Source organism: Kocuria sp. ICS0012 (genome assembly GCF_001665945.1).
GTDB classification, from domain to species: Bacteria; Actinomycetota; Actinomycetes; order Actinomycetales; family Micrococcaceae; genus Kocuria; species Kocuria marina.
The window spans coordinates 1-21,088 of the sequence record NZ_LZMM01000012.1; the positions used below are offsets into that span (position 1 = coordinate 1).

General features: G+C 60.0%; 12 protein-coding genes. 5 read left to right on the top strand and 7 right to left on the bottom strand.

The window, feature by feature from the left end; genetic code table 11:
- Window positions 1–201: 201 nt before the first annotated feature.
- The 5 genes from A5728_RS13275 to A5728_RS13285 are packed head-to-tail and all read left to right on the top strand — an operon-like array spanning window position 202 to window position 9,207.
- Entirely contained in the window at window positions 202–4,935 is a 4,734-nt protein-coding gene (locus A5728_RS13275) for a glycosyltransferase (protein ID WP_082943138.1), read from the top strand.
- A 55-nt stretch (window positions 4,936–4,990) separates the two neighbouring features.
- Window positions 4,991–5,335: a hypothetical protein gene (locus tag A5728_RS13900; protein WP_143467416.1), complete on the top strand. Its 345-nt coding sequence runs from the start codon at window positions 4,991–4,993 to the stop codon at window positions 5,333–5,335.
- A gap of 46 nt (window positions 5,336–5,381) precedes the next feature.
- Window positions 5,382–6,395 (top strand): polysaccharide pyruvyl transferase family protein, encoded by a 1,014-nt coding sequence (locus tag A5728_RS01145; RefSeq protein ID WP_064845307.1) that lies wholly within the window; start codon window positions 5,382–5,384, stop codon window positions 6,393–6,395.
- Window positions 6,392–8,032 carry a glycosyltransferase family 4 protein gene (locus tag A5728_RS13280; RefSeq protein WP_082943139.1) on the top strand — a complete coding sequence of 547 codons (1,641 nt, stop codon included), beginning with the start codon at window positions 6,392–6,394 and terminating at the stop codon, window positions 8,030–8,032. Before A5728_RS01145 ends, A5728_RS13280 begins: the two co-directional genes overlap by 4 nt.
- A gap of 44 nt (window positions 8,033–8,076) precedes the next feature.
- On the top strand, window positions 8,077–9,207 hold the full coding sequence (locus tag A5728_RS13285; protein WP_159450046.1) for a glycosyltransferase: 1,131 nt from the start codon (window positions 8,077–8,079) through the stop codon (window positions 9,205–9,207).
- A 24-nt stretch (window positions 9,208–9,231) separates the two neighbouring features.
- Here A5728_RS13285 and A5728_RS13905 read toward each other — a convergent pair whose 3' ends face one another.
- The 7 genes from A5728_RS13905 to wecB are packed head-to-tail and all read right to left on the bottom strand — an operon-like array spanning window position 9,232 to window position 21,083.
- The gene (locus A5728_RS13905; RefSeq protein ID WP_156523333.1) at window positions 9,232–11,016 is read right to left on the bottom strand and encodes a hypothetical protein; all 1,785 of its coding nucleotides are present in this window, start codon (window positions 11,014–11,016) and stop codon (window positions 9,232–9,234) included.
- Between the two features lie 2 nt (window positions 11,017–11,018).
- The gene (locus A5728_RS01150; protein WP_064845308.1) at window positions 11,019–13,925 is read right to left on the bottom strand and encodes a glycosyltransferase; all 2,907 of its coding nucleotides are present in this window, start codon (window positions 13,923–13,925) and stop codon (window positions 11,019–11,021) included.
- 33 nt (window positions 13,926–13,958) lie between these two features.
- Window positions 13,959–15,758: an FAD-dependent oxidoreductase gene (locus tag A5728_RS01155; protein WP_064845310.1), complete on the bottom strand. Its 1,800-nt coding sequence runs from the start codon at window positions 15,756–15,758 to the stop codon at window positions 13,959–13,961.
- Window positions 15,755–16,753 carry a polysaccharide pyruvyl transferase family protein gene (locus tag A5728_RS01160; protein ID WP_064845311.1) on the bottom strand — a complete coding sequence of 333 codons (999 nt, stop codon included), beginning with the start codon at window positions 16,751–16,753 and terminating at the stop codon, window positions 15,755–15,757. Before A5728_RS01160 ends, A5728_RS01155 begins: the two co-directional genes overlap by 4 nt.
- A complete protein-coding gene (locus A5728_RS13910; RefSeq protein WP_156523334.1) occupies window positions 16,750–18,480 on the bottom strand; it encodes a hypothetical protein in 1,731 nt (576 codons plus the stop codon). Before A5728_RS13910 ends, A5728_RS01160 begins: the two co-directional genes overlap by 4 nt.
- A gap of 56 nt (window positions 18,481–18,536) precedes the next feature.
- Complete coding sequence (locus A5728_RS01170; RefSeq protein WP_064845313.1) at window positions 18,537–19,883, bottom strand: UDP-glucose/GDP-mannose dehydrogenase family protein; 1,347 nt, start codon at window positions 19,881–19,883, stop codon at window positions 18,537–18,539.
- A 42-nt stretch (window positions 19,884–19,925) separates the two neighbouring features.
- Window positions 19,926–21,083: a non-hydrolyzing UDP-N-acetylglucosamine 2-epimerase gene (gene wecB / locus A5728_RS01175; protein ID WP_064845315.1), complete on the bottom strand. Its 1,158-nt coding sequence runs from the start codon at window positions 21,081–21,083 to the stop codon at window positions 19,926–19,928.
- Window positions 21,084–21,088: the final 5 nt, after the last annotated feature.

The following is a 21,088-nucleotide window of genomic DNA, read 5'->3' on the forward strand; positions in this document are numbered from 1 at the left end:
CCGCGCGCCGGGCCGCCCCCCCCCCCCCCCCCCCCCCCCCCCCCCCCCCCCCCCCCTCCCCGCGGGCGGCGCGCCCCCCCCGGGGGCGGGGGGGGCCCCCCCCCGGCGGGGGGGGGGGGGGCCCCCCCCCCCCCCCCCCCCGCCCCCGCATCGTCTTCTCGCGCGCACCCCCGGCGCGCCGTATCCCCCAGGAGCACCCCCATGCATTCCGACGAGCGACCCGACGCGCTGACGTGGCGCCGCGCTCTGGTTGAGCACGTCAGCGAGAACGCGGAAGGCTTTTTGACTCAGCTGCAGACGGCTCGAAGCGACCTCGAACTGTCACGCGCGTTGTTGGCAGCCTGCAAGCCTGAATCCAACATCGATCGTCCCGAAGGGGAAGCCGACATCCGGGTGGATCTGGCGGAAATGGACCGCTTCACCACGGACGAGCTGGAATCGGGACTGGGCCAGAACCAGTCTCCACGATGGATGGCTGCTGCGCTGCGCAGGATGTACTTCCAAGATGGGGACCTTCATCGGCCGCTTGCTCTGATCAAGAAATATCCAGCCCTACTGCCGCAATTGTCGCATCGGGACAGGGTGTTGGCGCAACGGATTGAAAGTGCGACGGAGCTTTGGAATGCGCCCGGCCAGCTGATTCCCCCGAAATGCGTTGGTGCCGCCATCAAGTGTGAACGCCACCGCGTGATGTACTGCGTGCATTCGACACCGGTATTCCACTCGAACGGTTATTCCACTCGAACGCACGGTGTGGCAGCTGGTGTGACCGCGGCTGGCACCGACATTCATGTGGTTGCCAGGTTGGGCTATCCGTGGGATACAACCAACCCCACTCGGAGTCTGCCGAGTGAGCAACGGCACACAATTGAGATGGACGGCGTGCAATGGACCCACATTCCCGGTGCCGCTATCGGGGCCGTGGGATTGCGCGAGTACGTACTGGCAGCAGCCGATGCCTTCGTGCGGGAGGCCAAGAACATTAGGCCATCCGTGATGCACGCGGCCTCGAACTATGTGACAGGCTTGGCCGCACTCATTGCCGCGCGTAGGTTGGGTTTGCCCTTTGTGTACGAGGTTCGGGGATTATGGGAGATCACCGAAGCCTCGGTTAACCAAGGATGGGAAAGGACTGACCGCTACGCCTTGCAAAAAGACATGGAGACGTTTGTAGCGACGCGAGCAGACCGGGTGTTGGCCATTACTACCGAGACTCGCGCGGAACTAATCGAGCGAGGGGTACCTGCGAGCCGGGTGGAGTTGCTGCCCAACGGCGTGGATTCCGAGACTTTTTTGCCCCTCCCGTTCGACGAGGAAATGGCCACGCGGCTGGGTCTCGCCGACAAACCCCCCATTATCGGATTTGCCGGTTCCTTCGTGCAGTATGAAGGACTCGAATTGCTTCTCCAGTCCGCGGAAATGCTCGTATCCCGTGGGGTCCGTTTTCACTTGGCGCTGGCGGGTAACGGAGGAACCAAGGAGAGTCTTGCCGACCAAGTGTCGAATCGGGGACTAGGGCAGTACGTCACGTTCGCGGGACGGCTGGAGATCGGTGACGTTCCGCGGTTTCTCGGCTGTGTGGACCTCGTTTGCTGTCCGCGGCTATCTCTGCCCGTCACGGAGATGGTCTCCCCCCTTAAACCCCTGGAGGCTTTCTCCGCCGGCAAACCTGTCGTCATGTCCGATGTCTCTCCGCATCGAATTCTCGCGGGCGTAGCCCACGGCGGTAGGAACGTCCGAGTAGGGTCACGAGGCATACTGCACGAACCCGGAAGCGTTGAGAGCCTCGCCGACGCACTCCAGCTTCTACTGGAGGACCGGGAGCTAAGTCTCGCCATGGGGCGCCGCTCACGACGCTGGGTGATGATGCACCGCCAATGGAAACATCTGGGAGCGCTGGTTCTCAAGACGTATAGCGCTGCGCAAGAGTTTCATCGCGAAACCGGTGTAGTGGGCAAGGAATTGAGTGCCTTGACCGTGGCCGTCATCGCCGACGAATTCACCACGCGGTCACTCGAACCAGCTGTCGACCTCTTGCCGCTGAAACGGACGGGGGCACCTGACCAGATTCGTGCGAAACGCCCCGACCTCCTTCTGATCGAATCGGCGTGGAGTGGGAACAAAAAGCAATGGCATCGGGGAGTCGGCAATTATTCCGCCGCCGACGACGAGGATCTTGCCGCGGTTATTCGAACCTGTAACGACCTGGGGATACCTACTGTCTTCTGGAACAAGGAGGACCCGGTTCACTACCGCCGATTCCTTTCCGCCGCACTGCGTTGCGATCACGTATTCACCTCGGACGCCGATCTCATCGCGACCTATGTCCAGGCTGACCGTGAGGCAGAGCCAACCCGCGTCCGTACCGTTTCGTCGCTCCCATTCTTTGCCCAGCCCGCAATCCACAACCCCCTTTCCGGGTGCGCTGCCGAGGACCCGACTTTCGCTTACGCTGGCACATTTTACGGGGCCCGATACCCCGAACGATCGCGACAGCTGGGACGGCTCTTAGAAACAGCTGGCCGGTACGGTCTGACGATCTATGACCGGCAACTCGGTATTCTCAATTCCCCTTACCGTTTTCCTGATAAATTCCGGGATCACGTTCGAGGATCCATTCCGTACCAGGAGGTCCTCACGAGCTACTCCGGTCACATAGCGCAACTAAACGCCAATTCGGTATCGCAATCCCCCACCATGTTCTCCAGACGGGTCGTGGAGGTGGCCGCATCCGGGGGGGTCATCCTGTCAACGGGATCGCGGGCCGTGTCCGAGGTGTTCAATGGGTGCATTCCGGCCACGAATGACGCCGCTTGTTGGGATGCGATCATGGCTCTGTGGCATAGAGATCCGGAGGCGCGCCGGGCCGAGGCGTGGCTGCAAATGCGGACGGTACTGAGGGGCCACACGGCCGATTCTGCCCTGATCATCCTTGCTAGAACCGCAGGACTCGCCATTGCCGGCTTGACTCAACCCTCGTGGGGCGCGTCCGTCGACTTTTGTGACGAGGCAGCAGTCGACCGGGTGCTGAACCAGTCGTGGCTGCCCACCGTAGTTGTCGCCGAGGGCCAATCGACAGAAAGGCCAAGCCATACTTCCGAACGCTCGGCGCAGCGGTTTACCGCCGAAGGAATCAAGGTTGTTGTTCCCACCTCTGGGTCCCGCACGGCCCTGCCTCACGGGGCGTGCGATTGGTGGGCTTGCCTACCTAAGAATCCGCCTCGCACCTGGGCGGAGGACGCCTTATCCTGCACGGCCTGGGGCCACTGGGACACAATATTCACCGCCGAGCAATCCGGAAGGCAAGGCATTGGTGCCGTCGTAGATCCCGGCCGGTCCAACGACCGCTCGAAACACATATCGGGATCCCTACGCCGGGGAGTTCTGGCCGGGAGCGAAGAGCAGCTCGGAGAATCTGAAGAACGTACCGCCGGGTCCGGCATCACCCTGGTTCTCCCCGGACCACGCCGTAAAGAGATCGCATCTTCCCGGCACTCGGGTCGAGAAGCCGTTCTACCGAACCGACTGCTCATCGCGGGCCACGACCTAAAATTTTTGCGCTCGTGGCAGACGCATTTGCGTTCATCGGGGGTAGAGGTCCTAGTCGACCTATGGGATAGCCACGCGGAGCACGACGAAGCTACATCCGTAGGACTGATGGTCCAGGCGAACGCCGTATTCTGCGAATGGGGACTCGGTAACGCAGTGTGGTACTCCCAGCATGTCCAAGCCGGCAAACGTCTTGTGGTGCGAATACATGGGCAAGAACTACGCGGCCCCCATTTGCGGAGAATCAATCATGACGCGGTGGACACCTACGTGTTCGTCAGTCGTCTAGCGCTGGAGACCGCGGTCAGGAGTCACGGGGTTCCACGGGAGAAGAGCGTCGTCATCCCCAACGCGGTACAGACCGAGACACTCGACAGGCCAAAGACTGATGCCGCCGAACATACCATGGGTGTCGTGGGTCTCGTCCCGCAGTCAAAGCGTCCCGACCGAGCGCTCGACATCATCGAGCTATTGTTAGAGGAATACCCGGATTTCACCCTGCGTCTCAAGGGCCGACAGGCTGATGAATATCCCTGGATGCACAACCGACCCGGGGAAATGGCTTTCTACGATGACCTCCGAACTCGCGCTGCCTCGATCAATAAAGCCGCCGGACGGGAAGCTGTGGTGTTCGACCCACACGGAGACGACATGGCATCGTGGTTCCAGGGCATCGGATTCGCGCTCTCGGTGTCCGATCATGAATCATTCCATTTGACCCTTCCCGACGGTGCCTCCTCCGGTGCAGTCCCCCTTTCGTTGGCATGGGCTGGGTCTGAATTTATCTATCCCCGCGAGTGGTTACACAGCGATGTGTCTGAAATGGCAGAGAGCATTGCAATGATGCGAGCTGATGCGGGGGAACGAGATCGTAGGGCCATCCGAGCCCAGGAATTCGTACGGGCACGTATGACGGCATCGTCGGTGCATGAACAACTGGATGACCTCTTCCGGAAGGAGTGGCAGAGCGCAAAGAGTGCGGCGCGGCGTCCACTCTGCGCCGAAAATTCGGTTGCAATGAAACCGGACTTTCGTGACGAATGGGACGCGATGCGGAATTCCCTCGCCTTTTCTCGAGAGATGGCCCGGACGGCCATTGACCGATTGGCCCGCGTGTCACATCTCTATGAGTCGCAAAAACTCGAACATGATGACATGCAGAAGAAAATCTGGTGGCTGGAGTCGGAGTGGTCCAGCGCACAAACGAGACGCGTCGAGAGTAAAACCCAGCAGGACTCTATGCAGAAAAAGATCTGGTGGCTGGAGTCTGAGCTGCGTAAGCGGGTTGAGCAGGCTGAAACCCCGCGAAAAAACCGAATCCGCCTAAATCTGAAAACCCTGAAGTCCTTTGGGCGACGACTTCGAAATAGTCTTAGACGATTTTGACTAGAACGACGGCGTACCCCCCCCCCAACAAAGAAGAAGAAAATCGAGGTGCACTATGCCTAGAGGAACCGCCCTGACCGTGCTTGCTTTTATTTCCCTCCTGCTCGCTACAGGATGCGGTAGCCAGCAGATGACCGACAAATCCGTAGACTCTGTCTCTGACTTGAGATCAAGGATCACGGACTTGGACGTCCCTTGCGATAGCGAGAAATCATTCAGGACTTCCGGAATCAAGGAGGCTATAAGCTGTGGGGGGAATGTATGGCTGACTGTGTACGAGAACGATGAGCAGAAAAACGCCCGCATCTCCGAGTACAAATCCAAGAAGAATCGATACCTCGAAGGATCCAATTGGACGGTTGTCGGCCCCCAAGAGCAGCTGGAAAAATTGACGAGTTGATGCACGGACGTCCTGCGTCGAATTTTCAACATGAGGTGAATAAGGTATGGCCAGAATTGGACTGGTGGGTTTTTTCGGCTGGGGCAACTATGGGGACGAACTGTTCCTGCAACAGTGGCAGCAATCAGTAGGGCTGCATCACGAGGTAGCGGTGGTCCACGACCAACTCGCGGCTCCATACTTTACGCGCCAAGCGACTGATGTAGCAAAAGAGTTCGATGCGCTCATCATTGGGGGCGGGGATCTTGTTATTCCCAATAAAATTTCTCCCCTCTATTGGAACCGGGCCTGGCTGCAACGGCCTGTATACATTAGCGGTGTGGGAGTTCCCACCTGGATCAAACACCGGGCTCCCGACGTCATCGAGAGGCTTCAGAACTTCTTCCAGCACCCTAATGTTAGATACATCTCGGCCCGGGACGAGGAGAGCGCGCAATGGATTCGCCGGTTCCTTGAGCCGCACGTGCAGGTGGCCGTTCATGCTGATCTCGCTTACAACTTGTCCATGCCACCCGCTTACAAGTTCGCCAACCCAACTATTGGCATCAATCTGAGAACGCACCGCGCGGGCTCAGACCCGGCTCAACTGATGAAAACGTGCACGGGTCTCCGTGACCGGGGATTCGACATCGTAAACCTGGTGCTGGGCACTGGGCGCACGAGGGCCGCTGACCTGGAAGTAGCCCGGGCATTTCCGTTCGACGACCAGGTGATCCTGGATTCCGAGAATATTAATGAATTGAGCTCCTGGATCGGCGGGTTAGACCTACTTCTGTCGAACAAATTTCACGGCACCGTGGCAGCCACAATGTATGGTGTCTCATCACTCGTTTTGTCGGCCACGACCAAGAGTAGAAACTTGTATTCGCGTTTGGATCGTCGCTATCTGTTGTCTTCCAACGAGGACCCCGAGATGCTGTCCAAGGCCGAGCTCGGACGGGTCCCGATCTCCTCCCTCGCGGTGGCGCAGCTCGAGGCTGAGGCCAATGCTGCAGTGCGTTTGCTGCAACGACGCATCGGCGCTGACTTTCCCATGACTACTCTCTCGCCGACCTCATGAGCACGGAAATGAACGACACCACTCTGGCCCCCTTCGATCCCTCGGACAGTAATGCCCTCGGTGCAGCCATTGGGGGTGCCGGGGTTGACCTCGCCGTCTCGATTTTGCGTGCCCTTCTCGCCTCCGGCGAGTACCCGACTGCCGTCTATCTAATGCGGCATTGGGGGGATCGATTCGATGATGACACGGATTATTTGAAAGTCCGCCGAGCAATTCTTGGTAAAACAGGTGAACTGTCAGAGGTGTTGCTCCTGACGCACCGCCTCATCGCCAAGAACGAATCTACCGTAGTCGCCAGCGCCGGCCTTGAAGGGCGACTCAAAGAGCTACTTGGCGTACGCCCTAGAATATTGGGCCCCCTCGATCCTATAGAACCGGCGTCACACAACCGAGTGATGCACCTAGCGAAAGAAAGCAGGCCCTATCTGTCCAATGGTTTCACATCTCGCAGTCACAACAACTTTCTCGCTGAGAAAAGTGCTGGTCTCGACCCCGTGGTGGTCACCGAACCTGGTTTTCCCCGCAACGGGCAGTCTTCCCCAATGCAGTCCTCCCGCACAGTGGATGGCATCAAGCATATTCATCTAGATCTGGGGCCAGTGGACCTCACCGGTATGCCCGCAGATCGGTACCTGCAGCTGTTCGCAGACATGGCGTACGCGAGTATGAAAGAAATAAGGCCAGCCGTTATCCATGCGAGTTCTGGCAGGCGGGGATTTGAGACCGTCCTTGTGGCCCTGGCCCTCAAGGCCAAGACGGGCATTCCTGTGGTGTACGAGGTCCGGTCCTTCTTCGAAACCAACTGGACCAGTGAAATTCAGTATGAGGCATCCGGGGAGATATACGAACGGCGCTTGGCTCGCGAGTTGGACTGCATGCAATCAGTGGACCTCGTCCTCACCATTGGCGAATCCATGCGCGAGGAGCTGATCTCCCGCGGAATTGCACCTAACAAGATTGGGCTCATCCCCAATGGGGTGGATTGCGATCGGTTCCAACCGCGCCGCAAGGACCAGGAATTGGCCAAGTCACTAGGCGTTGGTTCGGCCCCCACCTTCGGGTATGTGTCCAACATGGATCATCATCGGGAATCGCAAGAAACACTAATTCGAGCAACTGCGCACCTCGCGGCACGAGGCCGACCGGATCATTGTGTACTGGTGGGTGACGGTCCGCGACGGCACAATCTGGAGCATCTTGCCGAGGACCTTGGGGTTCAGGAAAGGGTACATTTCACCGGTCGCGTAGACCACTCCTCTATTCATCGCTATTACTCACTCATCGACACGTTCGTCGTTCCTCGGATCGCAGAGCGGGCAGCGACGTATGTCACGCCATTGAAGCCGTTCGAGGCCATGGCGATGGGTCTTCCGCTCGTGGTCAGCAGCCTTCCGGGGTTGGTCGAAATCGCGGATCCACCTCACCGCGGTTGGGCCTTCCCGCCCGGAGATGCTGGGGCACTCAGCCGTGTACTGGAACAAATCGCTGATAATCCCCAAGACCGTGAGAAGCGGGCCTCTGCTGGACTGAGCTGGGTACGGCAAGAACGACAGTGGAACCACAATGGTCCGCGCTACGTGGAGTACTTTGATGCGTTGACCGGCCGGGATTCCGAACCCACGAGAGGGGAAAAGTAATGCGTGCAGTGCTCCACGGGTTCAGCAGGATGCCGGGAAGCCCGGTGAACGAACTTCACCAAGCCGTTCGGGCATTGGACGTCGGCGTGCCTCCCCATCTGCTGGGATACACCGCGGTGGCGCGCATGAATCCGTATCAATCTTTGTTGTATCGGGCATTCGGTGAAGCAGGGGTGGCTGCGGCACCCGTGTTGCGCGGGTTCGATTTCAACGTCCTGCCCGAATTTTCGGGAATGACTCGTAGTCAGACCATCCACTTTCACTGGATTAATTGGGTCATCGGTGTGGCGGAGGATGCAGAGCGCGCCCGAACCAAGGCCAGGGGGTTCCTGGGCCGCGTGGATCGGCTGAAAGCCCGTGGCGCGTCTGTGGTCTGGACGGCGCACAATCTCTATCCTCATGACGCGACTTATGTGGAGGAGGAACTGGAACTGCAGCAAGGCTTAGCGGACAGGGCCGATGTGGTTCATGTCATGTCAGGCGCTACTACCACGGCAATGGCTGGGTTACTCGAAGTCGATCCGGCCAAGGTAATCATTTCTCCACACCCGAGCTACGTGGGTGCCTATGAGAACTACATATCGCGCTCCGATGCCCGAGCGGCGCTGGGGATTGACGCCGACGAGACCGTGTTCCTCATCTTTGGCGCTTTAAAGTCGTATAAGGGGTTGCATGAGTTCCTGGACGCTTTCCAATTCCTTTGCGCCCGCAGTACATGGGAGAAGTATCGGTTAGTTGTGGCGGGTCACCCTGATGACGATCCCGATGTGCGTGCTTTTGTAGACCGATGTCTTCTGGACCCCAACGTACTAATCGAACCCGCACGAATTCCCGGACAGAAGGCGCAGTACTACCTCAACGCCGCGGACGTCGGAGCGGTGACCTACACCCGTTCATTGAATTCGGGAGCGGCTCTGCTCTACTTGAGCTTTGGTTTGCCAGTAATAGCTACCGACACCCCCGTATTTAGAGAAGCCCTGCCGGCCAACGTGGTGCGGTTGCTGCGTGAACCGGCCTCTCTGGGAGCTGCTGAATTCGCGTCGGAACTCGAACTATCGGCTGAGCTGGCCCATGCGACACCACCGGGTGTGGTAGTGAAATCCATTGCCCACTTGCATAGCCATAAGGTTAGTCAGGCATTCTGCGCAGAATTAGGACAACACCTGGGCTGGTGAGGCCATCCCCGCCGCACCGCTGTGCTATCGTATTACCTCCGCAATCGCGAGAATCCGTCCCACGTCACCTCGGGAATGAGACACGGCAACGGCCGCGTCGCGTATCGTCCGGGCCGCGTTATGTGCAGCTGCCGAAATTTCCGCAGGCAACGCGCTTTCCGAGATTTGAGCTACGGCCGCGTCCACCATTGGGATGAGCTCGCTGCGGGCGAGACGCCCCGCCGGGCCACTTTCTGGAACGAGCCTGGCCAAGCTCGGCAACGGTCCTCCTCGGACTGCCGAGACGGATCCGAGCATTCGATACTGCGTGACTTCCGTAGAACTGATCGGGCCCCCAAGGTGCCTCAGCCGATCGATGATGTCGCTCGGCGCTACGTTTTTTCCCGGTTTATCAAAGGGGCGAGCAGCCAAAGACGGATTCAATAACGCGAGCAGATCATCGGAAATCTGGCTGGGATGTTCAAGTTCGGGGAAGCGTGCAGTGCCCGCAAGCTTCGCGAGCCCCACCAAGTTTGACTGCTGCAGGGGACGTAAACCCAACTTGGTGGCGGGAACGAAGCGTCCTCCATGCAGCGCGTTTCGCAGTAGTAGGTAGTGCCATTCCACGCTCTGCGGTTCCCCAGGCTGGACACCCGCAGCGAGAAGCGCGTCAGTGGCGATTTCGTCCACAGCCCGCGCGACGCGGGGCATGCGGGCGGCTAGAGAACTAATCACCTGTGGAAGAGTTTGTAATTCGTAGTTGCCTTTATACAATTCAGATCCGAGTCCTGCAATGGAAAATGGGCCCGGTGCGGCGAGTGCATACGATTGAACTTTGAAGGGGTAGTAGCACAGCGATTGATCTGTAAGCCAGAGCGTGAACGGCTGCGGAAATCGCCGAATCTGTCGTGTCCTATGATCCGGAGGCAGCCGTGATCCCAGGTCGAACCCGAACTCCTTTGCGAGGGCCTGGACCACTTCGTAATCGCGCTGATGCTGCGGCTGGGTGTTCGTGCAGCTGAAGACTGCACCGCGTTTTACCTGACTGGATAGCAGCACCGCCGCGAGACAAATCCGGGAGTCTTTGCCGCCCGATAACGCGAGCCGCGCGTGTTCAGGGCCGGACGTGGCCACGGTATGAACCGCGGAGGCGATGCGAACGGCGGCGGTGCGCAGCTCGTGACGGTAAGCATCTCCTTCGGGAGAAAACTGCGTGTGGACATCTGTGTAACTCACGGAGGCCCGGGAATTGGGGATTCGGAGATCGAGCCGGATATGGCCCCCGACAGTGACGTAACTGATCTCCCGCACGAGCGTGCGGCTGCCGAGCAATTGCGCGGCCATGGCATTCGGCCACAACATCGCTTCGGTGACCGTTCGATCTAGGGTAACTGGCAGATTCAGCCTGCGTCGCAATTGCATCAGTACGTAAGCCGAATCAGAGGCTAGCAGACCCCCGGGCTCCGTGGATACGAAGAGTGGCATCATCCGAAATACGTCGCCGTGCACCGTGAGGTGTCCCTCGTTCCATCCGACGCGCACGTAGCATCCCGGCAAGTCAGCGCCGCCACCCAATTGGTTCTGTTGGCGCCAGCCTTCGGAACCGAAAGCGAAAATCTGGTTCTTGTCATCCACGGCAAAACCGGTGAATAGCCCGCCACCGCCAATTGCATCCGCGTGGGCGCGGTGGGAGAACCAGCTGTACCGCCAACCTGATGCGAGCCACCCGTCGCTTCTGTCTCCTTGAGATCCATTACTGATCTCGTCCAAAATGTTGCGCAATGAGCCGAAGCGTTCACTGTGGCCGACGACCAGAAGGAAGTTGGACATGATTAGGAGTCTAGACTTGCCGCGACATTGTGGTCCTCGCTAGCGCCCCTGCTCTCCTGGTCCTCAACGGGTATCACCGACACGACACCTGAGGATGCGAATAGAGCCGGGACCGGCCCCCGGTCCTCGATGTCATGGACTTCTTCGACTCGTAGAGAAACTCGGCTGTATCGCGGCCAGGATTGGGCGGGGTAGCAACGCTCGTTCACGGTGAGCCCGAAATCCACGGGAATCTCAAGGGAACCACTAGTCCTGAGCCGCAGCATGACCGGCTCCTTGCTCCGTGCGAGATCATCAGTGAAGATGTGATTGCCCGCTCGCAGGCGAATTGTGATCTTCCCTTCGTTCTGGGGCCGCACGTAGTTGCTTACGAGGGTCAGGGATATCTCGACCGGACGAGTCGACTTCAACCGCAGGGTGCAGGTGTTGTGGATTTCCTGGCCCGGCTTAGGAGCGGTCACGGGGAGTGACACGTGTAGGGCGCGGGGCGCATCGAATAGAACATTGAGTTGACGCCCGGGGAGCTCCAGGCCGGAGGCCCAATACTCCGCCTTGGTGAATCCAGCCATCTGCTTCGTCAGTGCCTTCGTGGGTGACTGAGTCTCTAAAGGCCGCTCTACCGGAATCGTGTGCACGGCGGCCCGCACTTCAGCTGTCGACACCCGTCGCGCAGCCCGCTCGAGTGCGGCGAGGGAACGAGTCTCCAGTGTTGAAAGGCGCTCACGGAACAGGGGATCACTGATGCGATTTTCCTGCAATGCACTTATCACGCAATCGTGCAACTCCTCCCAGGTCACTTCGAGCGGCACGACCTGCTCGGATCTTCCCAGTTCTTCGAAATGACGTTGCACCTTGGGGTCGTAGGCGAGACCCACCGTGGGGATGTACCTGCGATGGGCGACCAGCGCCGCGTGGAGCCGCATCGTGACGAGCACGTCGAGAATGTTTAAGCACGCATCCAGGAGAGAGAAGCTTGGAGGGTCAGGGAGTATAACGAACGGTACATTAGGCGTAAGTGACTCACCCAAGGCCGCCAGAATCTGTCGATCATGGGACGCCCCGGCCTGCATGGGAATGCCCACAACGGCAATCTTTTGACCGGCCGCAATCGTACTGATGGTTTTCTCAATAGTCGCGCGCACGGACGTCATATCAAAGTGCGACCAGCGGCGGAGATTGATTCCGATGAGCTGATAGCTATCGCGTTTCAGATCGAGGAGAACTTCTGGCACCTCATCTCGGCCGGGGTGGTCAGGCAGATCCACCGCGTACACGACATCCGGCGCGGTTTCAATGCATTCTGAGGCGACACCCGTGCCCTCGACCACTTTCCGGGACTCCTCGTCCCGGAGCAGCATACTTGTGGTCTGTGAGGCGAGGAAGTGCACCATTGCCTTGGCGTCCTCGTCTTCAAGGGGGCCAGCTCCTAACCCGATCACGTGATAGGGCACACCGAGAACGCGGCCCATGAGAGGCAAATTACCGAATCCCGCAATCGACATCGTGGAACCCGTGACTAGACTCGCTAGTCCTCCGGCGCGTTGGAAGGTCAAGTCATGCCAGAGCCCCCCACCCCCTACGACTACCGCGTCCGCGGTGTGCAGCTGATGGGCGCCCTCGAAGACGTCCGTGCGCTTAAACGCCTGAAGACCGTGGTCCAATTCGACCTTGTAGGGATTTTCCGCGGCGACCACTACGTTGATGGCCGGATCGGCCTTCTCCAGGGCGGCGGAAATAGAGCGGAGGATGAGCTCGTCGCCCAAATTCCCAGCTCCGTAGAACCCGGACAGTAGCACCTTACGGGACCGTGGAAGTGATGGCGCTAGCGCTTTGACAACCTCGCCTCTACGTTCCTCGGAAAGCCACGAAGTCGTCTGAACCGAGGCATTCCTAAGTCGTGCGAAAAGCTGCATCCACCGGTGTTCGTAGAGATGATCATTAATCAAACGCTTGAAACCATTCAGGCGGATCCTCTCGTACTCCTCTGGATCATCGAGGAGGCGTTGAATTTTTTGAGACAGGTCTTCTTCGTCGGCATACCCAATGATTTCCTCGCCATACTCGAAGAACCGGGACATCTCCTCGAACTCACCGGTCGCAACTAGCCCACCGGCTCCCATCGACTCGAAGACTCCACATTTGATATTTACGTACCCAGCGCGAGTGAGTGGGAAATTAATGTGAATGCGCCCCATCTTGAGCGCCTGCAGAGCTTTATCACCCGACACCGATTCACTGCCGGGGATCTCCCAACCGCGACCGTAGGTCTTGACATCGAACTTCCGGTTGAGGGCTGTCATTGTATGATTGCGATCCGGCCGATCGTTGGCGTGGCCGAGACAAATTACGTTTGCAGCCATGGCAGGATCATCATCGACGTGCTGTGTCACGAAGCCGCGGTCGATGGCGAAGGGAAAGTAGACGGTATTCTCGACGCCGGCCTGCCGGTACATCTGAAGCGAAAGTTCAGCATTCGTCGTGTGCACATCGAACACGTGGGCGTGCCCGTGCACGGAGGGGAAGACGTCGGGGTCGCTCAGTGTGATACCTACTAAAACGATCCCCTGCGCCTTTAGCCACGCCGCATCCTCGTCGGTGAATGTCAGACCTCCGGCGCAGCAAACGATCATCTGGGGCTTGAACCGGTCGAGCGCTGGTTTAATCAAAGACGCCTGAACGTAGATGGGCCCCTTGCCTCCCGCCGCTCTCTCGGGGTTCTCGGTGATGCGGTGGTATTTGGTGTCAAGGTCGAGAACATGATGGCCGAGATTCCGTAGCGACCTTGACATGGAGGACACGATGTCAGTCGTGCCATTGATGGATCGGCCGAGGAATAAGATGCGCCAGTGGAATCCCTGGTCGAATGTCTTGTGCCGCAGTTCGTCCTTGAGTTCGTCGATACTCTGCATGGTGATCCTTCGCGGGAGATGAGGAATGGTTGTTCAGGCGGACGGAAGTGCCGTGTCGATGAGCCAGTCTTCGTATTCCTGAACGATGACTTGCCCCATTCGGGCCGCGCGGTCCACGTCAATCCGGCTCCGTGGGGCCTTGTCATGCGGGCGCACGGAAATTTCGTCTATCACTTGGTGTAAGAGTGCAAGCTGAGCGGGAACGAACCGGTCGTCGTCCTTCCGAAGATCGTCGATTCGTTGAGCCGGGAGGTACGCTCCCTGCCGCATCAACATGATCTGCACGGCTGGCGTGGGCACATCTCCGGGGTGAACCTTGTGCGAAAAGGCGAGCGCCGCGAGGACGCCTGCAGCCTGACCGACAGCGGCAACGGTTGGGTGCAGACGCACTGCCCCCGCAGCGATTCGGGAGGCGGAGATGTTCTTTTCGGCAGCAATGATAGGAAATTTGTCGCGAGGGATTAGCGCGCCGAGTGGAATCGGGAACGGACCTTCTCGCCAAGTTCGCGGCTTGTCCACCAATGTCTCCTCGAGGTCCTCTTCCAGATCCTCGGGGCGACGGCCCCCGTGCAGGTCGGGTGGATACGTACCTGTCGCCACACTTGTAACGTCGAATGCAGCGCAGCTGCGGTTGCTGCTGCGATAGATGGACTTGCCCGTCATGGTGCGCCGTCCCACAAGTCTTACAGACTCGCGAATGTAGGGGATGGGCGGCAAGTGCCGTACCAATGCATCGGGCAATCCCTCGATGACGCGGGGATCGCGACGAATCGGTGCGCGATCGAACCCCTCGTCCGTGGCGACACTCCAGTCCAGACCGCATTCGTTCTGAAGGTAGTAAATGACTCCCAGAGTGAGGTTGATGGCAGCTCGTTCGCAGGCGGCCCGAGCATCAGCATCCAGGAGGTAGGACGCGTTGGTCATTTGATCGTTGTGAAAGTTCAGGGATGTCCGAGTGATTTTTTCCCATTGCGCACCCGTGTAGTGGTTGTCGGTGCCGATGTCGGGAGCTCCCCGGTATCCAGCAAACGCATTGGGGTGATCGCCACGAGAGTTCCCTGGGCCCTTAGGAAAGGCTGCCCGGAAGATCTCCAAACGCTCGCTGTAGTTCTCTGGCGGTTCCGTGAGCCGCAGCTCCCGCGGCATGGTTCCCTGCTCATACCGGCGGATCATGGCGGTCTGTGTGATGTCCTGAATGTACGTGGAATCGAAGTCTTCGGCGCTGTACTGCTGGCCATTGAACACGGCATGGCCTAACCGGTGAGGAACCTGTGCGAGCCGGATGACGCACCCGTCCTCTGTCGCATCAAGTACGAGACGGCCGGTGATGCGTCCAGCGCTCGTGAAGACTGCGGCATTGCCCCGCCGGACGTCGGCATCGGAAATCTTTAAGTTTCGAAACGTCTGAACCCCCTGTTCCTTGAGCATCTGGGTCAGGACGCGGTCGACCACCACGGGGTTGGGAGCGAACGAATCGTCTCGGTACTGGGAAACATTGACACGACGTTTGAGCTTGTACGTGTAAAAACGTTTGACCCTCGTCGAAAACTCGGACCAGAAACCGAAGTCGGCGATAATCTCGTCGTAGTACGCGGTCTCATCCATGGCCGAGACGCCTCCAGGCCCCGCCTGGCCACCCAGCATGTGCGTGGGCTCTAGTAGGGTGACCTTAACCCCCATGCGAGCTGCGCTGATTGCTGCCGCACACCCCGACAAACCTCCGCCCACAATGAGAAACTCGGTGTACAACGGCAGGATGGTAGGCACTTTGCTCCAGACCTGCTCATGCACGGGGGAGTACAGAGGATCTTGCTTAGTTTCGTCCGATATCATGATTCGTCTCCTTGACTTCGTCTCATGGCGGCCCTGACAGCTTCTTTGCAGTGTTGGACGGACATTTCTTCTAAGCGATTTACCGCATCCATCGGAACGGTCCTCGTCAGGGCATCCCAGAGGCCGCGGTCGTCCAGTGCGGACGGATGCACGGTAAGGAGCGCGTCCCCCAACGATTGGGCCAGGGCCGTGAGTTTATGAGTCCTTCTCATGCTGAGCGTGGGGATACCCATTCGAGCCGCCATCACAGCGCCATGGAACTTCGCCGTCACCAGCCCCCTGTACTCGCTCAACTGTCGGGTGATCTCGGTTGTGGTCGAGCAGGTGATCACAGGAAATGTGGCCCCGAACGCGCGGCCCAGTTCGGCTGTCTCTCTGTCTCGCTGCTGCTTGGTGGCGAGGACGAGCAGCTCGACGCGAGTCCCGTGGCCGGCGCACACCCGCTGCAGCCTGCGGACAGTTGTCACGTCGTCGGTAGACGGAGACTTCCTGAGGACGACCGCCACGGCATTTCTGGTCCGCGGGGCACTTGGTATCGTCGCAGCAAAAGCGAGGTCAGCGCCCGTGGTGATCTTGCGCGAGGGACGTACGACGTGTGATAACCAGTTTTGAGTGCCTGAATCCCTTACGCCGATCATTCTCACGTTCTCGTGACTCATGAATGCGGCCAACCTGCTGGCCACGTCGGGACGTTGACGCTGCCGCTCCAGCGCCGCACCCACGCCGGCGATCACGACGGGCCGGGTCAGCCAGGCACGGTTCCAATACAGGGTGGAGATGGAGTCAGGTTGAATGAGGTCTCCGCCGCCAATGATGAGAACATCGAACCGCTCTGCTACTCGGACAGCGGGTTCCTCGAAGTACGGGCGGTGTAAAAGTGTATGTACCGTTTCCTGTGCCGCACGGTCCACGAAGTGCTCACGCCAGGTTTCGAGCATCAGCTCATCCCCGTAATTACCCCACCCGAAGTAACCAATATGACCCACGCGCATCATGCGGTTCTCCTAGGGTTTACCCCGCGCCCCAATTGTTGGGGCTCGGTGTCGGGGTCCTTGGCGGCAGCCGAGATCCACGCGCGTACACGGGCCGGAGTAGGAGGATTGTGTCCTCGGCAGTGATGCTCCAACACGAAGCGCACTCGATGGTCAACGTGATCGCGAAATGGCTCCATCGCTGTACCGACGTACAGCTCATCACCGCTATTTTGTATGTACCAAGCCGCACCCGTGGACGTCGTGTCATACAAGGCCATGAGATCGACCATAGACGGTGTGTTCTGCTGTAGCTCTGCTGCGCTCGAGAGTGATGGGAACGCAGCAGAGACGAGTGCTGCCATGGGCCCACCTCCGGCGTAATCCGCCGCTCGCACATCCGGGGAGAAGGCCAGAGCCAACGCACCATGGATTCTCGGAGCAAGGGCGAGGGCAGTGAAGCCTCCGCCACAGCTACCTACCAGCAGGATCTTCTTCACATTTAGAGCATCCGCCACCGACGTGATGTGGCTGGCCAAGCGCTCTGGGACGGCATCTTCTTCGGTACCGATATACCAACCGATGCGCAGCAACGGCCTACTTGCAAGCGTCGGGTCCGACACGAAAAGCATGTGGTGTGGAAGGTTGTGGAGAGCGGAAAAACGCTCAAATCTAGGCAGGTTGTACTTGCGCCTGTCCACTAGACCATGGAATACGACCACCAGGGTGTCAGCGCCGGGTGTGTCCGTGAGAATTGCCTGCAGCGGTTCTTGCCCGGGGGTCTCGGTGTCCACGTCGTATCTAAGAGGCGTATTCCCCGCAGCAAGGTGCTCCGTGACATTCTCTTTTGATATGAGCCGAATCACGGGCCAGCCGTGACCCTCGTCAGCGGGGGCGGACTTGGTGTCCACTAAATGGACAGGCATATCGAACGCATGATTGATGATGCGCAGGGTATCCGGCTTGGGCATGGGGTTGTGCCCATGCGCGAAATGAGCGTACTTGTGGATCCGAACGTCCCCGCACAACTCGGGGTGATCACGGACAAACGCCTCGAAGAGCGGAAGATCCTGCTGATGATCATGAACCGAGGCCACGTTTACGTGGTAGTCGATCGTCACGGGGTGATTTTTGTGAACGAGCAGCGAAAGCACGTTAGAGGTGAGCGGGTGCAACTCTCTGATTGCAGCCGGCAACTTGCTCCCAAACCGCGCGTGGCGTAATGCATTGACGCCTGTGGGCATCCAACGGGTCCAGTCAAATTGTGCGTTGTTAACCACCGCGCGCGCACCAGGATCCTCGGCCAGCAGCGCCAAGGACATGAATCCTCCCGCGGAGGATCCGAAATACACCCGCTGGCGGCAGTCCACAACACCTAGACGCGCTGCCACGGCTTTCACGGCCCGGCCGATGGCCTCAACGGCCCAGTGCTCCTCCGTCACGTGCCCCCAGGCCAGAGAAAGAAAATCCGGCGCGCCTGTGGCGGGATCCGAGACGTAAATTTGATGATGAGAAATTTCGTTGTACCAGCTGGAACGTTGGAAGACAGCTTGCCTATTCGCCAATGCTTGATCAACTGCCCCGTTGCTCAGGATGGCAACCCGTTGTGCACCTTGTCTGGGCACGACCAGCAGCGGAATACTCAGTCCGTCGACGTCCACGTCAAGGCGGCATCGGGGATCATCCCTGGTCTCGGATGCGAAATTGAGGTGGTCGATCTCCGTCAGGGAGACCTGTTGTATGGGGGGCATTAGATACTTCTCAAGAGGGGGACGGGGGAGGGGGAATGGTGACGGCTAGAGGAGGGTCAATGCCGCCGCCCCAGCGCCCGATACCGCCACCCCGCATCCTGCCACGCCGCGGGGTCCAACACGTTCCGCCCGTCGATGATCGTGGGCGTGGACACCAGCTCCGAGACCCGATGGGGATCCATGTCCCGGAACTCCCGCCACTCGGTGAGCAGCAGAGTCACCTGTGCACCGGTGACGGCGGCGTCGAGCGAGTCCACGTAGTCCAGGCGGGGGTAGCGCTGGGCGGCGTTGTGGCTGGCCTGGGGGTCGTAGAGACGCACGTCCGCACCCATGGAGTGCAGCCGGGCGGCGATGTCCAGGGCGGGGGAGTCCCGGACGTCGTCGGACTCGGGCTTGAACGCCGCACCGAGCACCGCGATCTGTGCACCATGCAGAGATCCACCACATTCCTGGACGGCCAACTGCACGGTGTATTCGCGGCGTCGCAGGTTGATGTCGTCCACCTCGGCCAGGAACCGCAGGGATTGGTCCAGACCCAGCTCGGAGGCGCGAGCGCGCAGTGCACGGATGTCCTTGGGGAGACACCCGCCACCGAATCCCACGCCGGCGTTGAGGAACTTGCGACCAATGCGCTCGTCCAGTCCGATCGCGTCAGCGAGCGTACGGATGTCCCCGCCCACGGTCTCTGTGATCTCCGAGAGCGCGTTGATGAAGCTGATCTTGGTGGCCAGGAAGCTGTTGGCCGCGACCTTCACGAGCTCCGCGGTCGCGTAGTCGGTCACGATGAACGGGATCCCTGCCTCGAGCTGGTGCGCATACACCTCACGCAGCACGGCCTCGGCTGCCTGCGCCGCGGAGGTGGGGCGACCGGCGTCGTCGTATTCGAGACCCAGGACCATACGGTCCGGGCGCAGGGTGTCCTCCACCGCGTGACCCTCGCGCAGGAACTCGGGGTTCCAGACGAGGCTCACACGCGTGCTCGAGGGCGCCGAGGTGCGGGCTAGTTCCTGTAACCGGGCCGCCGAGCCCACAGGAACCGTGGACTTGCCGGCGATCACGCAGTCGTGCGTGGCCGCGCGGGAGATCTGCTCCACGGCCGAGTCCACGTAGGTCATGTCCGCGGCGTGGCCGTTGCGCTTCTGGGGCGTTCCCACCCCGATGAAGTGCACGTCCCCGAAGGCGCCGGCCTCCTCGTAGGACGTGGTGAAGCGCACCGCGCCCGTGGCCACGTGCTTGCGCAGCAGCTCGGGCAGCCCCGGCTCGTGGAAGGGCACCTGCCCGGTGGAGAGTAGATCGATCTTGGCCTGGTCCACGTCCACGCCGAGCACCTCGTGACCGAGCTCGGCCATGGCCACCGCGTGCGTGGCACCGAGGTATCCGGTGCCGATGACTGTCATGCGCATGAAGAGACCGTGATCCTTCCGTTCGAGGCGAGGGGGTCGGGCTTACGCCTGGGAATCGAAGTCCGCCACGCGCCAGCCCACATCGAACATCTGCTCGATCGCGGCCAGGGAGCGTTCGGCGGCCTTGCCATCACCATACGGGTTCACGGCGTTGGCCATCTCGTGGTAGGCGGCATCGTCGTTGAGCAACCGGTCCACCTCGGTCACGATCCGCTCCTCGTCCGTACCGATGAGCTTCACGGTCCCGGCCGTCACGGCCTCGGGACGCTCGGTGTTCTCGCGCATCACGAGCACGGGCTTGCCGAGCGACGGCGCTTCCTCCTGCACCCCGCCGGAGTCGGTCAGCACCACGTGCGCCACGGACAGCATGCGGGTGAACTCGCCGTAGGCGAGCGGCTCGGTCACGACCACATTGGGCTTGCCCTCGATGGCCGGCAGCACCGCCTCGCGCACCACCGGGTTGCGGTGGGCGGGCAGCACGATGGCCAGCTCGGGTTCCGCGTCCGCGATCCGGGCCAGGGCGCGTCCGACGCCGCGCATCGCCTCGCCCTGGTTCTCACGGCGGTGCGTGGTCACCAACAGCACACGCTTGCCGGAGGACGCGATCTTCTCGAGCTGGGGGTCCGTGAAGGGCAGCTGCTGCTCCACGGTGTGCAGCAGAGCGTCGATCACGGTGTTACCCGTGACCACGATGTCCTCCTCCGTGATGGCCTCGCGCAGGAGATTCTCCTTGGACGTGGCCGTGGGGGCCAGGTGCAGGGACGTGATCTGCGAGGTGATCTTGCGGTTGGCCTCCTCCGGGAACGGGGAGAACAGGTTGAAGGAGCGCAGCCCGGCCTCGGCGTGGATCACGGGGATCCCGCGGTAGAACGCGGCGATCGCCGCAGCGGTGGAGGTGGTGGTGTCACCCTGGACCACCACGGCGTCCGGGGGAGTGTCCTCGAAGATCCGGTCCAGACCCTCGACCGTGCGGGTCAGCACACCATTGAGGGTTTGGCGGGGCTGGATGATGTTCAGATCGTGCTCCGGGGTGATCCCAAAGATCTCGTTGACCTGGTCCAGCATCTCCCGGTGCTGGCCGGTCACAGTGACCACGCACTCGAACTGGTCGCTGTTCTGCAGAGCGGTGACGATGGGAGCCATCTTGATGGCCTCCGGACGGGTGCCGTAAATCGGCATGATCGTGAACACGCAATTCATCCTTA

Coding starts and splice junctions, on each gene's coding strand:
- A5728_RS13900 (WP_143467416.1), top strand. CDS start 4,991: ATGCCTAGAGGAACCGCCCTGACCGTGCTTGCTTTTATTTCCCTCCTG.
- A5728_RS13280 (WP_082943139.1), top strand. CDS start 6,392: ATGAGCACGGAAATGAACGACACCACTCTGGCCCCCTTCGATCCCTCG.
- A5728_RS01155 (WP_064845310.1), bottom strand. CDS start 15,758: ATGATATCGGACGAAACTAAGCAAGATCCTCTGTACTCCCCCGTGCAT.
- A5728_RS01145 (WP_064845307.1), top strand. CDS start 5,382: ATGGCCAGAATTGGACTGGTGGGTTTTTTCGGCTGGGGCAACTATGGG.
- A5728_RS01170 (WP_064845313.1), bottom strand. CDS start 19,883: ATGCGCATGACAGTCATCGGCACCGGATACCTCGGTGCCACGCACGCG.
- A5728_RS13910 (WP_156523334.1), bottom strand. CDS start 18,480: ATGCCCCCCATACAACAGGTCTCCCTGACGGAGATCGACCACCTCAAT.
- A5728_RS01150 (WP_064845308.1), bottom strand. CDS start 13,925: ATGCAGAGTATCGACGAACTCAAGGACGAACTGCGGCACAAGACATTC.
- A5728_RS01160 (WP_064845311.1), bottom strand. CDS start 16,753: ATGATGCGCGTGGGTCATATTGGTTACTTCGGGTGGGGTAATTACGGG.
- wecB (WP_064845315.1), bottom strand. CDS start 21,083: ATGAATTGCGTGTTCACGATCATGCCGATTTACGGCACCCGTCCGGAG.
- A5728_RS13905 (WP_156523333.1), bottom strand. CDS start 11,016: ATGTCCAACTTCCTTCTGGTCGTCGGCCACAGTGAACGCTTCGGCTCA.
- A5728_RS13275 (WP_082943138.1), top strand. CDS start 202: ATGCATTCCGACGAGCGACCCGACGCGCTGACGTGGCGCCGCGCTCTG.